This window comes from Embleya sp. NBC_00896, from assembly GCF_045207785.1.
Classification (GTDB): domain Bacteria; phylum Actinomycetota; class Actinomycetes; order Streptomycetales; family Streptomycetaceae; genus Embleya.
Genome location: NZ_CP108777.1, coordinates 2,921,740 through 2,935,782 on the forward strand (window position 1 = coordinate 2,921,740; position 14,043 = coordinate 2,935,782).

The 14,043-nt window shown below is 69.1% G+C and carries 16 protein-coding genes and 1 pseudogene; 9 read left to right on the top strand and 8 right to left on the bottom strand.

Features of this window, described 5'->3' with window-relative positions:
* Nucleotides 1-4: 4 nt before the first annotated feature.
* The 3 genes from OG928_RS46545 to OG928_RS46555 form a co-directional block, all read right to left on the bottom strand.
* The gene (locus tag OG928_RS46545; RefSeq protein ID WP_331768069.1) at nucleotides 5-1,444 is read right to left on the bottom strand and encodes an NF041680 family putative transposase; all 1,440 of its coding nucleotides are present in this window, start codon (nucleotides 1,442-1,444) and stop codon (nucleotides 5-7) included.
* A 313-nt stretch (nucleotides 1,445-1,757) separates the two neighbouring features.
* The gene (locus OG928_RS46550) at nucleotides 1,758-2,045 is read right to left on the bottom strand and encodes a helicase associated domain-containing protein (protein ID WP_331768070.1); all 288 of its coding nucleotides are present in this window, start codon (nucleotides 2,043-2,045) and stop codon (nucleotides 1,758-1,760) included.
* A gap of 20 nt (nucleotides 2,046-2,065) precedes the next feature.
* A complete protein-coding gene (locus OG928_RS46555; RefSeq protein ID WP_406292010.1) occupies nucleotides 2,066-4,015 on the bottom strand; it encodes a Helicase associated domain protein in 1,950 nt (649 codons plus the stop codon).
* A gap of 610 nt (nucleotides 4,016-4,625) precedes the next feature.
* Between OG928_RS46555 and OG928_RS46560 the strand changes: the two genes are divergently transcribed.
* Nucleotides 4,626-4,940 carry a hypothetical protein gene (locus OG928_RS46560; RefSeq protein ID WP_331768071.1) on the top strand — a complete coding sequence of 105 codons (315 nt, stop codon included), beginning with the start codon at nucleotides 4,626-4,628 and terminating at the stop codon, nucleotides 4,938-4,940.
* 218 nt (nucleotides 4,941-5,158) lie between these two features.
* On the opposite strand, the gene OG928_RS46565 is transcribed toward OG928_RS46560, so the two are convergent.
* Genes OG928_RS46565 through OG928_RS46575 form a run of 3 tightly spaced genes read right to left on the bottom strand, consistent with a single transcriptional unit; the run spans nucleotide 5,159 to nucleotide 7,407 of the window.
* A complete protein-coding gene (locus OG928_RS46565) occupies nucleotides 5,159-6,178 on the bottom strand; it encodes an NADP-dependent oxidoreductase (RefSeq protein ID WP_331768072.1) in 1,020 nt (339 codons plus the stop codon).
* A complete protein-coding gene (locus OG928_RS46570) occupies nucleotides 6,159-6,629 on the bottom strand; it encodes a nitroreductase family deazaflavin-dependent oxidoreductase (protein ID WP_331768073.1) in 471 nt (156 codons plus the stop codon). Before OG928_RS46570 ends, OG928_RS46565 begins: the two co-directional genes overlap by 20 nt.
* A gap of 4 nt (nucleotides 6,630-6,633) precedes the next feature.
* Nucleotides 6,634-7,407, bottom strand: a complete 774-nt coding sequence (locus tag OG928_RS46575; protein ID WP_331768074.1) for an SDR family oxidoreductase — start codon at nucleotides 7,405-7,407, stop codon at nucleotides 6,634-6,636.
* 78 nt (nucleotides 7,408-7,485) lie between these two features.
* Here OG928_RS46575 and OG928_RS46580 point away from each other — a divergent pair, with 78 nt between their 5' ends.
* Nucleotides 7,486-8,082 carry a TetR/AcrR family transcriptional regulator gene (locus tag OG928_RS46580; RefSeq protein WP_331768075.1) on the top strand — a complete coding sequence of 199 codons (597 nt, stop codon included), beginning with the start codon at nucleotides 7,486-7,488 and terminating at the stop codon, nucleotides 8,080-8,082.
* 241 nt (nucleotides 8,083-8,323) lie between these two features.
* Here the strand turns inward: OG928_RS46580 and OG928_RS46585 are convergent.
* Nucleotides 8,324-8,446, bottom strand: a pseudogene (locus tag OG928_RS46585) (LuxR C-terminal-related transcriptional regulator); the annotation flags it as partial.
* 2 nt (nucleotides 8,447-8,448) lie between these two features.
* On the opposite strand from OG928_RS46585, the gene OG928_RS46590 reads away from it, so the two are divergent.
* The 6 genes from OG928_RS46590 to OG928_RS46615 all read left to right on the top strand — a co-directional run bounded on the left by OG928_RS46590 (nucleotide 8,449) and on the right by OG928_RS46615 (nucleotide 11,996).
* Nucleotides 8,449-9,102 carry a ribosomal protein L7/L12 gene (locus tag OG928_RS46590; protein ID WP_406292012.1) on the top strand — a complete coding sequence of 218 codons (654 nt, stop codon included), beginning with the start codon at nucleotides 8,449-8,451 and terminating at the stop codon, nucleotides 9,100-9,102.
* A gap of 242 nt (nucleotides 9,103-9,344) precedes the next feature.
* Nucleotides 9,345-9,518, top strand: coding sequence for a transposase (locus OG928_RS46595; RefSeq protein ID WP_406292014.1), 174 nt, complete (start codon nucleotides 9,345-9,347; stop codon nucleotides 9,516-9,518).
* Between the two features lie 48 nt (nucleotides 9,519-9,566).
* On the top strand, nucleotides 9,567-10,337 hold the full coding sequence (locus OG928_RS46600) for a hypothetical protein (RefSeq protein WP_331768076.1): 771 nt from the start codon (nucleotides 9,567-9,569) through the stop codon (nucleotides 10,335-10,337).
* Between the two features lie 433 nt (nucleotides 10,338-10,770).
* Entirely contained in the window at nucleotides 10,771-11,217 is a 447-nt protein-coding gene (locus OG928_RS46605) for a DUF4267 domain-containing protein (protein WP_331768077.1), read from the top strand.
* 189 nt (nucleotides 11,218-11,406) lie between these two features.
* Nucleotides 11,407-11,613, top strand: a complete 207-nt coding sequence (locus OG928_RS46610) for a hypothetical protein (RefSeq protein ID WP_331768078.1) — start codon at nucleotides 11,407-11,409, stop codon at nucleotides 11,611-11,613.
* Entirely contained in the window at nucleotides 11,610-11,996 is a 387-nt protein-coding gene (locus OG928_RS46615) for a hypothetical protein (protein WP_331768079.1), read from the top strand. The genes OG928_RS46610 and OG928_RS46615 overlap by 4 nt, the downstream gene beginning before the upstream one ends.
* 894 nt (nucleotides 11,997-12,890) lie before the next feature.
* Here the strand turns inward: OG928_RS46615 and OG928_RS46620 are convergent.
* On the bottom strand, nucleotides 12,891-13,346 hold the full coding sequence (locus tag OG928_RS46620) for a MarR family transcriptional regulator (RefSeq protein ID WP_331768080.1): 456 nt from the start codon (nucleotides 13,344-13,346) through the stop codon (nucleotides 12,891-12,893).
* Nucleotides 13,347-13,434: 88 nt separating this feature from the next.
* Between OG928_RS46620 and OG928_RS46625 the strand changes: the two genes are divergently transcribed.
* A complete protein-coding gene (locus tag OG928_RS46625; protein WP_331768081.1) occupies nucleotides 13,435-13,746 on the top strand; it encodes a DUF1330 domain-containing protein in 312 nt (103 codons plus the stop codon).
* Nucleotides 13,747-14,043: the final 297 nt, after the last annotated feature.

Consider the following 14,043-nt stretch of genomic DNA (forward strand, 5'->3'; position numbering starts at 1 on the left):
GTCTTTATCCTGTGCGCTCGTGGTGGGCCGTGAGGGTGCGCTCGCGTTTGATGGTTTTGCCGACGTCGTAGCGGGGTGCGGGTCGAAGGTTCCTGGAACCGGGAGGGCGTCCCGGGCCGGGTTTTCCGAGTTTCGGTGCGCCGGCCGGCTGGGCGAGGTTCGGGCGGATGTTCCTGAACCCGCGGCGGACCCGGGCCGGGGTCAGTCGCCCCGGTTCGGCGGGCTTCTCCCAGGGGCGACGCAGGTCCGCGGCGAGGGTTCGGGCGAGCCTGAGGTGGGTGTGGCAGGCGATCACGAGCCACGTCCAGCGGTCGGCTGCCTGGGGCGTGCGGATCTTCGGACGGGTCCATCCCAGGGTCTGCTTGAACAGGCGGAAGGTGTGTTCGAGATCGAATCGCCGGAGGTAGGAGCGCCAGTGGCGGTCGACGTCGATCGCCGTGCCGCCGGTTTTCGACGACCACAGCCAGACGGGCTTGGGGTCGCGGTCACCCGGCAGGCGGTCGACGCGCAGACGGACCAATGTGCCCTCGACGACGGGGAGTTCGCCGTCGTGATCGAGCCAACTCGTGCGATGGGTCAGTCGTGGGTGCATCCTGTCCCAACCATCGGCTCTGGCAGTGCCGTAGCGGGTGGTCTCGGTGACGGTCGTGTGGGTCGGCTCCGACCAGGTGGCGGATCGGTCGAGCGCGAACGCGGGTCCGTGTTTGGGCGGGCGGCCGTTGGTGCCCGGCTGTCGGTGCGGTCTCGGGTGGAGCATCACCCGATCCGAGCGGATCCGGCCCACGACCTCGACGGGCAGATCGGCCAGGACGAACGCCAGGCGGGTGGCGTCGTAGCCCGCGTCCATGACGACGACGATGTCCGGATCGCCCTCGTTCCAGTGACCCGCCTTCGTCAACCTGCCCACCACGGACCGGAGTTGGTTCGCGGTCACCGCCGTGGCGTCGTGTGTCGGTCCCAGGCGGACGACGTCCAGGATCGCGGTCCAGGAGGTGCGTCCGGATTCCAACGCGGCGACGAACGAGTACGGCCAACCCGGGATCAGCTCGGACTTGCTTTTTGCGCGTCCGTAGACGTGGCAGAACAGGCGTTCCGCGCTGGTGGGAGCGTCCGAGCGCAGCCACGGGCTGACGTCGACGGCGAGGACGATCCGGCCGTCCGCGCATCTGGGCAGCGGCAGACCGGCCAGGACGGTCCGCAGGCGTTCCTCGTCGATCCTGCCGCTGTTCAGCGCGTCGTAGAGGGCACCGTGGCCGCGCCGGTGTTCCGGTGTGAGGGTGAGGTCGACCAGGGACGTCACGGCGCCGTCGGCGCACGAGAGCGCGTCCGTCAGTTCGAACAACGCGTCCGCGCGCGTGGTGAGGCAGTCGTGGAAGTCCGTCCTGAAGCGGGACAACACGTTCAGGGACTCGACGCGGGCGGGATCCTGCAGAAGACTCGTCACAGCGGCCGTTCCTGTTTGCTTCGTTACTCGACATTTCGAAGCTTCCAGGGCGGCCGCGCTTCTGTCCGGCGAACGCACAAACCCCGGCAGGAACGACCTTTCCGGGGATAAAGAACAAGCTGAGACGACCCAAACCCGCAACCCGCAGGAGCCCCGCGGCTGTCGACCGCACATCCGCCCGGGACGCACGGCGTTCCGGGCGACTTCACCCCTCCGCGGATCCGAGACCGAGCCACACATCCGGCCGGCGTCACCGCGCGCTCGGCGAGCGTGACGTCGGGCCCCGAACCCGGGTCCGACGCCCGAAGTCAGGTCAGGTCCACCTCATGCCGAGCGCGGAGAGCGCCTTGAGCCGCTCCGGCGGGAAGGTGGCCCGCCGTTGCCGCGCGTTCGCAAGAGCGACCCCGAGCTTCACCTGATGCTCCTCTCCGTCGTGCTCGACGGTCTCGACGTACTTGCGTGGGACGGTCAGATGCCCCTCCCGCTCCCGGAACGCCGCCGCCGCGGCGAGGGTGAGCGTCCACCGGTCCGCCCTCGCCGCCGACGCCACCGCAGCCGGCTGCGCGTCCTGCTCGGTGACGTCGACACCGACCCCGGCCAACGCCGCCCGCTGCGCCGGCGTCAGACTCCCCGCGCCGCGTCGTTGCCGCCGGAGCCAGGCTCCGACGTCTTCGCCGCCGATGGTGTGTGCGGGGACCAGGTCGTCGATGCTGCCGCCGGCCTCGGTGTGCAGGCGCACCACGGCGAGCATGCGTTGCCAGTCCAGCGACCACCGCTTTGCGGGGTCGGGCCGGCCGGTGGGGTTCCAGTCGGGGTCGATCTCGGCCAGCCGTGCCCAGCGTTCGCGCCATCGTTCGGGGTCCTGCGCGTTTCCAGCGGTCGGCGGCAGTTGGCGACGAACTGTCCGACGAGGTAGCCGTTGATGGCGGCGGGTTTGGGCGCGGCGAGGTGTCCGTGGACGGCGTGGTAGGCGCGGCTTATGGCCAGTCCGGTTTCGAAGGCGGTGTCGTCGGTGTTCCACACCATCCCCAGCGCCTCGAGCAGCTCGACGCGATGCAGGGTGATCGACCCCGCCGTCCGAGCCCGTCGCTGGTCCCCGATCCATTGCCCGAGCGGGTACGACGTCCCGGTCTCGGTGTCGTAGTCGATGCTCTCCAGCGGCACCCGCAGGTGCCCATGGCTCGCGTGCCACCGCTTGGCGGCGTGGTATCCGCGGCGCCAGTCGCGGCGTTCGGGGTTGATCACGCGCAGGTTGATGAAGTTGCGCAGGAGTGCGGGGTCGCGCTCGGTCATGAACCGCACGAGGAACCGCTCCTCTTCACCGGCGGCGTCGCTTTCGTCACCGTCACCGGGCTCGACGTCGCCCCGTCCCTCGATGTCCTCGGCATTGGTTACCCCTCTCGCCCAGGTCTTGGGTCCGCTCGGGGCCGGTGTGGCGAGCATGTCCAGGACGCGTGCGTCGTGCGCGGCGAGGGCGTGCAGGGTGCGGACCAGGGGGTGGTAGCTGTCGGAGAGGAGCATGTCGTCGGGTTGTTCGCCGGGTGCGAGGAAGACGGGGACGATGATGGTGGCGGTGCGGCCTTCGCCCGGATTCTGGCGCAGGGCGCGGCCGATGGCCTGGACGATGTCGACGATGCTGAATTTGGGGTCCATGAAGGCGACCGCGCGGGCTCGGAGGTCGACGCCCTCGGCGAGGACACGGACGTTGCTGAGCACCGCGCGCCGGGTGATGGTGCCGTGGGGGTTGGCGCGTTCGACGAATCGTGCCAGGACGTCGCGGCGGTGTTCGATGGGGTGTTCGCCGCTCAACCAGTCCGCCCACACCTGTTCGGGATGACGCTTCGGGTCGTCCTGGTGCAGGCGTGCGGCGACGTCGTGCAGGCTCGCGGCACAGGCCTGAGCCTCCACCGTGCGGGAGTGGTACGCGATGACCGTGTCCAGGTCGTGGTCGGCGGCGGCGCGTAAGACGGCGGTCTGCAGCGCGACCAGGCGCGCGGCGCGGTACTGCTCGACCTCGTCGATGCCGCGTCGGCCGAGGCCTCGGTTGAGGTCGCTGCCGGTGGCCGCCGCGAGTTCCTGGACCTGCGGGTCGGTGATCTCGACGACGACGACCCTGGGCCTGGCGATCAGGCCCATGCGGGCTGCGGCGGCGAGTTCCAGGCGGTGGACGACGGGGCCGTAGATCGCCTCGTCGTCCATCGACGCCACCGCGCGGGCCTCCAGCGCCGAGTGGAAAGGCCGTCCGCCCCGCACACGAACCGGCCGATCGTCCCCGCCTTCGTCGTCCCGCTCCTCCGTCTCACCCCCGCCGGTCCGGTCGGTGGCGGGGTTGAGGTCCTCCCACACGTCGTCCTGGGCCAGGGCCGGGGGTAGTTCGGTGTCGGCGTCGGACAGCGTGGCTTCGCTGTACGCGCTGTTCCCGGGTGGTTCCCAGACCCGGGGCGTGGCAGTGAGGTAGAGCCGTCGTGTGGCGGGGAGTCGGGTGTTGTCGTGGACCGCGGCCCATTCCTTCCCGGCGGATCCGCTGGTGCGGTGGGCCTCGTCGACGATCACGAGGTCGAATCCGGCCAAGGCCGGGCCGTAGGCGCCTGCGTGGGCCGTCAGGACGGCGCCGAGTGACTGGTAGGTGGCGTAAATACGATTTACGCCGAGAAAGTCACTTGAATGAATCGCCCACCCGAACCCACCCGACGTGTGGGGCGCGCGGTCTTTCTACTGGTGGCGCATCGATTGTTTTCGGGGTCTCGTTGGGATGTTCGGTGTGGCCGTCGAAGTTCAGGTGTCGCCTGAACAGTGGCCCCGCCGTCCGGAGGGGGTCTTGTCGGGTCGGCATCTGTGTCTGATCGGGGGAGCGAGGACCGCTTCCGACAAGGGCCTCGCGGTTCCCGGCTCGGGCGGCCTCGCCGGTGTTGTCGGTGCCGGTCTCGCCTGTGGTGACGAAGCCGGCCGGGGCCCTACCGATCGTGACGCGCTTGCGGCGGTGGATCCGTGGTGTTCCAGGCGGCATGTGCCCGCGAACTCGCGACCACGTGGGTGGTTCGGGGTTTCTCCCCGAAAACGATCACCCACCACACCGGTCGGGCGAACATTATCCGCTCGCGGCGCGACCCGTATCCCGCCTATGCTGACCCGTCGTCACCTGATCGCCAGTCAACAACCGGTCGCCCTGGGGGGATTCGTCATGTCCGAAGCCGGTGTGGGGAGTTTCCTCGCCGACATCGTCGCCAGTGTGGCGTTCTTCCTCCTGCCCGACTCGATCGCCGACGAGGCACAGATCGTGTTCCTCGTCCTGCTTGTAGTCGCCTTTATCGCTCTGCGGGTGCGTGGCAGGCGGCGGCGACGGTCCGAGCAGACGGTCGGCGGCGCGGCGCACGACCAGGTCGCGTCCGGGCGCGATCCCCTCGCGGGGTGGGTGCCGCCCGCCGCCCCTGATCCCCGGGTGGGCCGCAGCCCCTTCGGCACGCAGTCACCGCGTACGCCCTTGTCCGACGACTGAGAACGCCGTCGACCGCCGGACGCCTTACGCGTACAGCTGTCGCGTCCCACTCCCTTCCGCCTCGTAGGCCTTGGACGCAGAGTCCAAGAAGGACATCGTCAACCGCGTAGGGCGCGCCGAGACCCAGCGCGCGTGGGTGGAACGGATGACTGCCGATGCAGGTCCCTGAGGACGCATAGGACACCCGGAGCGGCGACGCAGCCTGCTGGACAGTCTGATTAGAGGTCGGCCGGTGCCAGGCGGACGAGCATCTTGCCGGTGTTGGCGCCGCGCATCATGGCGAGGAATGCTTCGACGGCGTCGTCGATGCCGTCGACGACGGTCTCCGCGGTGCGCAGCGATCCGTCCTGCAGCCACTCGGTGGTCTGCTGGAGGTGGTCGGCGGCGAGGTCGAAGTGGTCGATGACGTTCATGCCGCGCAGCGAGATGCGCTTGCCGATCGCGAGCGGCAGATTGCTTGGGCCCGGTGGGAGTTCGGTGCTGTTGTAGACCGAGATAGCGCCGCACAGGGCGATGCGCCCGTGGAGGTTCATCACGCCGAGGGCGGCCTGGAGATGGTCGCCGCCGACGTTGTCGAAGTACACGTCGATGCCGTCGGGCGCGGCCTTGGCCAGCCGGCCGGACAGATCTCCCTCCCGGTAGTCGAGCCCGACGTCAAACCCGAAATCCTCTACCAGGCGCCGGGCCTTGTCGGGGCCGCCGGCCGAGCCGATGACTCTGGAGGCGCCCAGGCGCTTGGCGATCTGGCCTGCGACGGATCCGACGGCCCCTGCGGCGCCGGAGACGAAGACGACATCGCCCGCCTTGACCGGGGCGATCACCTTGAGCCCGGCATAGGCGGTGAGTCCGGTGGTGCCGAGTACGCCGAGATGCGCTTGGACGGGTGCGAGTTCGGGATCGAGTACCTGGACGGAGGCTGCGGGCAGCAGGGCGTACTCGCGCCAGCCGAGGAAGTGGGAGACGATCGACCCGACGGGCACGCGGTCGGCTCCGGTACTGATCACGGTGCCGACCGCGCTGCCGGTCATGGCCTGGCCGAGTTCGAACGGCGGGAGGTAGGACTCGCCGTCGTTCATGCGGCTGCGCATGTACGGGTCGACCGACAGCCAGTCGTTGCGGACGAGGATCTGGTCCGGTCCCGGGTCGGGGACCGTCGTCGTGGTCAGTGCGAAGTCGGCGGGTTTCGGTTCGCCGGCCGGGCGGGCGGCAAGGTGCCATTCACGGCTGGTCACGGGCATGGGAGACCTCCTGGTCAGGTGCCGGGGAGAGGACGAACACGGGCAGGTCCCGGTCGGTACTGGCTCGGTATTCGGGGAAGTGCGGCCACGCCGCGTCTGCCGTCTTCCACAGCTCGGTCTTCTCCGAGCCGGATACCTCGCGAGCGCGGAACACCCGCGTGGTGGCACAGTCGTGAACCTCGACGAGCGGATGGGCGAGCAGGTTGTAGTACCAGACAGGATGGTCGGGTGCACCGCCGTAGGAGGCGACGACGATGTAGCCGTCGTCGTGCTCGATCCTCATCAGCGGTGTTTTGCGGAGCTTTCCGGTCTTGGCGCCCCGATGGGTCAGGATGATGACCGGCCTGTTCTCCAGCGTGCCGCCCTCCTGGCCGTCGGTCGCCTCATACAGCGCGACCTGGTCGCGGATCTGCCGGAACGAGCTGGGCTCGTAGTCACCGTGCAGAGTCATGGCGCTAGAGGGTGAAGCCGAGAAGCGTGCCGCCGGTCGCATCGATGGTCTGGCCGGTGACCCAGCGCGCATCGGGCGAGGCGAGGAAGGACACGACATCGGCGACGTCGGCCGCAGCCCCGATCCGTTGGAAGGCCGACATCGCGGCGGCCCGCTCTCTCAGCTGCGGGTCGGCCAGCCATGATGCGATGTCGGTGTCGACGACGCCGGGTGCGACCGAGTTGACGGTGATGCCGCGCGGCCCGAGCTCCAGGGCCAGGGTGTGGGTCAGGACGTTGAGCGCACCTTTGGTCATCGAGTACGCGATGGTCACCGGCACCGCGATCCGGGCCGCCGCAGAGGAGATGTTGATGATCCGACCACCGTCGCGGAGCCTGGACAGGCCCCGCTGGAGGATGAAGAACGGCGCCTTGACGTTGACGGCGAAGCTCTCCTCGAAGTCCTTCTCGGCGGTGTCGCCGATGGGCGCGTACGTGACGATGCCGGCGTTGTTGACCACGATGTCCACGCCGGGCGTGCCGGTGAACTCCGCGACGCCCTTGTCGAAGGACTCCCAGAGCGCCTCGGCATCGCCAGGCTCGCCGAGCCTGGTACGGACCGGGAACGCGGTACCCCCCGCTGCCTTGATCGCGGTCAGTGTTTCGTCGGCGGCGACCTGGTTGCTTCCGTAGTGGACGGCGACCAGCGCTCCCTCGCCGGCCAGCCGCTTGGCGATCCCCCGCCCGATACCGCGGCTGCCGCCCGTGACCAGCGCTGTCTTGCCCTCTAGCGTTCCCATCCCTGCTCCCTTTTTCAAGCGATCGCTATAGAAGTCGAACCGTAGCACGTTCTCTAGCGATCGATCTATAATTCGGAGATGAGTACGACGCGACGAGGACGCCCCAGGGAATACGACCGAACCGCCGCCCTGGAACGGGCCCTTGTGCTGTTCTGGGAACGCGGCTACGAGGCCACCTCCATCGCCGAGCTCACCGCGGCGATGGGCATGGGCCCCCCCAGCCTGTACGCCGCCTTCGGCAGCAAACGGCAGCTGTTCGACGAGGTCGTGCAGTCCTACGGCCGGACCTATCACGCCTTCATGGCCAAGGCGCTGATGGAGGAACCGACCCTCAGGCGCGGCATGGAGCGCCTGCTGCGTGAGGCTGCCGCCGAGTACACCCGCCCCGACCGGCCGCCCGGCTGCCTGGTGATCAGCGCCGCCGTCAACTGCAGCTCACCCGAAGTCGAACAGGCACTGCGCGCGCTGCGCACCTCCGACGTCCAGGCCCTCGAACGCCTCATCGACGCCGCAATCGCCACGGGGGAACTACCCGCCGACGCCGACGTCCACTCGCTGGCACTGTTCACCAGCGTGGTGCTGCAGGGCATGGCCCACCAGGCACGCGACGGCGCCAATCGCGATGAACTGGAAGCGGTGGCGACCCTGGCGCTCAGGTCCTGGGCCTGGGCCTGAACCCGTCATGGAACGGCAGGAGGTCCAGCAGGGTCTCGGGCTCCTCGGCACCGGCCAGGGCGAAGGCGACGGGCATGCCCTGCCGAGCGCACACCGGGTGCAGCCGCGGGCAGGGAAACGTCGGCACCCCCAGTACGCGGTTCCGGCTTCGATGATCACCTCTCGATACTGGCGAGGGACGTCGGCGTCGGGGCGCAAACGTCGGCTTGTGACTACTGTTTCGCGGTCCTGTTCGGCAGACTCAGGGGTAGAGGCCGGCCCGGAAGGTGAACGAGACGAGTTGTGCTCGGTCACGTGCGCCGACCTTCGTCATGGCCCGCACCGCATGCGTCTTCACGGTGAACGGCGAGACGTGCAACTGGGCAGGTGCTGCTGACTGATTTCGGTATCGCGAAGCACCGCGACGACATCTCGCTCACCTCGACCGGCATGGTTGTCGGCACCCTCGAGTACATGGCTCCCGAGCGTTTCGGCGCGGCCCCAGACGCAGACGACCCAGCGGGAGACCTCTTCTCTCTCGGCGCGACGTTGTTCGAGACGGTCGAGGGAACCTCGCCGTTTCGACGTATGTCGGCGACGGCGATCATGGCGGCAGTAGCCTTCGAGCCACATCCGCCTTTGCGGAACGCGGGCGCGCTGACCGCGCTGATCGAGCAACTGCTGGCGAAGAAGCCCGAACACCGTCGTGACGCAAGCGACGCGATCGCGGCGCTGAGGGGGCTGTCAGCGACACCCACCACCCTCGTGGAAATCACCAACCCGCCGACGCGACACGGTCGCAGGGAAGAGGAGGAGGGCTACGACGTCATCCTCGACTCTGCCGGGAACAAGCAGATCCAGGTCATCAAGGTCGTGCGCGAGGTGACATCGCTCGGGCTGAAGGAAGCCAAGGACCTTGTCGACAAGGCACCCAGGCCGATTGTGGAGGCGGTCAGCGCCGAAGCTGCGGCCAAGGCCGAGACCGCCTTGAAGCGAGCCGGCGCCGCAGTGACGGTGCACCCAACCCAGCGCAGGTGGTAACTCGAGCGGGGTCTCATTCCGAGCCGGGATCCTCGTGTGCCGGCAGCCTGACCACGGAGATAGACATCGGTGCGACGCTCGACGGGAGGCCGTCCGGGTATCGACAGCGGTCCGCACCCGGAGGGTCTTCCGCTTGGGCCGCCAGTGCGGCTGCGGCCCGCAGGGGCATTTGTTCGGCATCGCGGCCTCCGTCTCCAGAGTCCGCCATCGCAAGGAGCGCGTGAACTGGTGTTTCAGCCCGGATGCCGAAGTGCGTCGCGTCCGCGGTTGAGCTGGGCCATCAGCTCGCGCTCGGCGTCACCGTCGACGGCTACCGCGACGTCCTCGGGCTGTGGGTCGGCGAGGGCGCCAGGTACTGGGGCCAGGTCCTGGGCTGGCTCGAGAACCGGGGCGTCGGTGACTGCGGAACTCGCTGACTACGATGATCCATCCCCCGCTGCGGCCTCGGGTCCTACCCTGGACGGATGAACGAACCACCCCGGTTCGACGTGATGTTGGCGCGGCTTCTGAACGTCCTGGGGCTCGAACCGGCGGCGGTCGCCCACCTCGCGGGGATTTCGGAGTCCCACCTGCGCACCGTCCTGGACGGCGATGCCGCACCGTGCGGCGAACTGCTGCGGCAACTGGCGCCCGTGCTGGGCCTGAATGCCTCCGATATGTTCGCGATAGCCGACATGCCTGTGCCCGAGGACCTGGCACCGCTGGAGCCACTCGGCACCACGGACGTGGACGGGGTCCTGTACTACACGGCCGACATCCCGTCCGACGCACGGAACCAGGTGCTCGCCGCTGCTCGGGCCATGCCTCGGGCACCACGCCGGGCCCAGGAACCGAGGCAGGCGGCATACCAGAGGCCGCCGGGCCCGGGAGCGGTCCTCGTACGGCTGCTCGCCAACCGGAACCTTCGGTACAGCAAAGCTGCGAAGGCTCTGTATCACTTGACGCTTGGTCAGGTCTACCTGTCCGGGTCGACCATCCCCTACCTGGCGGGCGTGGCCTCGGACAAGCTGCCCCCGGATTTCGTGGTGGGTTGCGCCGGAGTGGTGAACCAGCCGATACCAGTGATGGCCGCCCTTGCCGGGATCGCCTTGCCGGAGCCGCCGCCCCCGCTGCACCCCGACGCCCAGGTACTGGCGGAACTGATATGGGAATGCCGGCGCCTGACCCGCGACCAGGTGGCTGAACTCTCGGCATCAGCCCGGGTTATGTACGACCGCAAGCCGAACACCGCATGAGGGCCTCGGCGCCCAAACGGCGCACTGGTCCGCAGACCACCCGTGGCTGCCCCCACCCCTCGACCCGCCGATGCGACACTCCGCCACGGCTCCACGGAATCGATGCTGTTGGTGATCTTCCCGGGCCCCTCGCGTGGTCCACCCGTGGCCCACGTGGACCAGCGGATAGGACGCGGCCGGCCACTCGTGACGCGACGAAGCAAGAGGCCCCCGGCCGGGGATCGAGCGTCCTCACCGGTGAATGCGCACCGCGAGGGCTCCCGGCCTGAAGATCACCAACAGCATTCGGAATCTGAGCCAGAACCGCCTCTCGTGAACAAAGCCAGGGTCGCCTCCAAGTCGCTTCCATGTGCCTTCCAGGACCATCCGGCGAGTGTTTTCCCCACAAGGCGACGACGGCCGGTCCCACCGGCCCGACACTCGGGAGAACACCATGAAGCTCAGGACCCTCACCACCATCCTGGCCGCCCTCGGTGGCGCCTTCATCATCTACGTCGGCCTCGCCTACCTGCTCGCCCCGCAGTCGACCGCGTCCGGCTTCGGCCTGCCCACTTGGCCCGAGCACGAAGGCACCGGGTTCCTGGCCGTCAAGGGCGTCCGCGACATCGGCACCGGGCTGGTCATGCTCGCCCTCCTGCTGACCGGACACCGGCGGGCACTCGGCTGGACGATGCTCGCCATGACCTTCATCCCGGCCGGCGACATGACGGTCGTGCTGAGCAACGACGGCTCCGCCGCCACGGCCTTCGGCGTCCACGGCCTGACCGCCTGCCTGGTGGCGCTCACCGCCGGCCTGCTGCTGCGCGAACGCCCGGCCGAGGCAACCGCCCCCGCGCCCACCCCGACCACCCCGCGCGTGAGCCTCCCGGCCGCACGGTGACCCCTCGGGCCATGCCGGTACCGGTGCCCTGTGTCGCCGGCGGGATGCAGCGCCGCTCCCTTGCGGTCGGTTGCCCCTGGCGCGGCCGCGCCCCGGCCCGTCGGTCGACGACGGCGGTTCCCAGGGGCGCTCGCGGTTTTGGTACCGGCCCGGTACCGCCGGTGGTACCTGCCTGGTACCTTGTCGGGCATGCCAGCTTTGAACATCGAGTACACGGACGAGGAACTGGCCGCCGTGCGCGAGGCCGCGCGGCTGGGGGGCAAGTCGGTGAAGGCCCATGTGCACGACCTGAGCGTGTCCGAGGCCGCCCGCCGCAACTTCGTCACCGGGGCCGCCACGTTCGTCACCGAGCACCTGGCCGAGTTCCAGGACGCCTTCCCCGAGGGGCAGCGTTGATCCTGCGCGTGGACGCCGGATGGGTGCTGGACATCCAGACCGCGAACACCCCGGTGAACCTTCCGCTCACCGACTGGGGATCGTTCGCGTTCTGCGTCGAGCGCCACCGCTACGAACGCTTCCGCGGCGAGCTGTACTACGAGGAGACCGCCGCGCGCGCCGCGACGTTCGTCCACTCCATGATCGTCCTGGAGCCCTTCGCCGACTTCAACGCCGTCGTCGGCTGCGCCTGCGCCGACCGCTACATGGCCGGCTCCGACGAACCGCTCACCGTTCCCCCCGGCGGCTGGGTGCAGCTGACCCGCGACATCCGCGAACGCAAGCACTCCCTCACCGACGTCGCCCGAACCCTGCGCGCCTGGAGCCGGCCGCAGACCGATTGAACATCCAATCCACCCTCCGAGGGAGGCGACAACTCGCCGAGCGGACCCGGAGGGACGTCCGTAGGCGGGCCCGGTCCCTCTCGCCCCCCCGGCGGCGACACGGCCTGCCGACGTCGGGCGATCCGGGACCGCGGGCGTGGGACACGACCCGTCGGACGTGACGACCCCGACGACGTCCCCTCGATCCTCGGGTCGCGAAGGCGTGGACGATGCCCCCTCTCCGACTCGACGGGTGGCCGGTGCGCTCCGCACACGACTGCCGCCGATGCCGGGAGTTGTGAGGAAGTCCGCAGGTTGCCACCGGTCGCCGGACCGGGTTTCGCTCCGACCCGGCGGGCGGGCGGGCGAGCCGGGTGCGTACAGCAACGGCTTCCTCGTACTCGGCGAGTTCTCGGCTCGCGGCTTCCAGGACATCGTCGTCGGTGTGATCCGCCGGCGAGTCGTGGAACAGGGTACGGCCGAAGTGGGACGCGCCGTCGAGGTCTACGCGCTCGGAGCCGTGCAACGCCCGCAGCCGGCTTCGGATCTGCCGGATGTCGCGCAACATCAGCGTGGCGACCCGCTCAAAGTGGTCCCGGGCTCGAGCCGCGCGGATCACCACCGGTGTCGCCTGCTCCAGCCGCGCTTTGATTGCGGCGATGGTGGCCGGGGGACGCCCCCGCTGCATGAATCCGACCGGCGAACGCAGTCCGCAGGCCTTCCCCGATCCTCGCCCGCAGGATCCAGTCGCCCGGCGCGTGACGCGCCCCGGCCAACCGCCGGATCCTCTCCTCCTCGTCCCTGTCCACGGGTTGACGGGCCATCAGAAACTTCGGCACCACACTCGCCCCCGAGCAGCCGAAACACCACTGTTTGAACAGTACTTACCCGCCCAAAGCGGAACCTGGCACTAGCCTAGTGGGGCTGCTGATTGGCGTCGCGGAGCTTTCGCAGGATCTCGGTCACCGCGGCTACCTCGTCGGCCGTCAGCATGTCGTGGATATGGCGTTGGGCCGAGGCCAGCCCGACGGTGCCCCGCCTGCGTGCCTCGGCCAGACCTTCCTCGGTCAGTGTGACGAGGGTGGCGCGCCGGTCGTTCGGATGCGCACTGCGGGTCACGAGACTGCGCTTCTCCGCCGTGTCCAGGAGGCGGGTGGTACGGGTCGTGCTGGTGGCCAACGCGCGCGTGATGTCCACCGTGCGCAGGGCGTGGCCGGGGGTTCGTGCCAGTCGGAAGAGCAGGTCGGAGATCGACGCGTCGGTGTCGCCGGCTGGGCTGACGTCCGCGTCGATGCACTTGGTCACGGCCAGATACGCCTCGCGGAGCATCCCGTAGGCGTCCCACCGGGGATCACTGAAGAGTTCGCTCATCGATTCCTCCTTGCGGGATCATCCCGATCGGTAGTAAATTCGGGACTGTCCCGACCGGGACGATTTTGCCACAACGGTGGAGACTGCCATGACCGCTTTCGCTCTGTTCGACAACGTCGAGGTCACCGACCCGGCCAAGCTGGCCGAGTACTCCGCGCGCGTGCGAGAGATGGTGGAGAAGCATGGCGGCCGCTACCTCGCCGTCGGCGGGCAGGCCGACACGGTGGAGGGGGAGCCCGTGCTGACCTATCCCGTCCTCATCGAGTTTCCGGACCTGGAGACCGCTCACCGCTGGTACGACGCGCCCGACTACCAGGAGCTCAAGGCGCTGAGGCAGTCGGGATCCAGGGCGAACGCGACCTTCTTCGAGACCGCGCCCTCCGACCTACTGGCCGGCTAGTGCCGCGCCCGGCAACGTTCACCCCGTCGCGGTGTTCGGTGCGGTGCCTCGGCGTGGCGCCGGAACGTTCTCGTACTGGAGTACTTGGACGTTTCGGCGGTGCGTCGAGGGGCCGTGCCGGGCGCCGCGACGGGGTGAACGTTGCCGGGCGCGGCACTAGCTAAGGGCCGGACCGTGTTTGTGCTGGTCCCAGGGTTTGCCTGGTCGCAGGGCCAGGACGTGTCCACCGCTTGGGCGTGCGGGACCGGGTGTTCTGCGGGCGATGGTGTGTTTCCGCGAGGTGATCCAGACGGATGT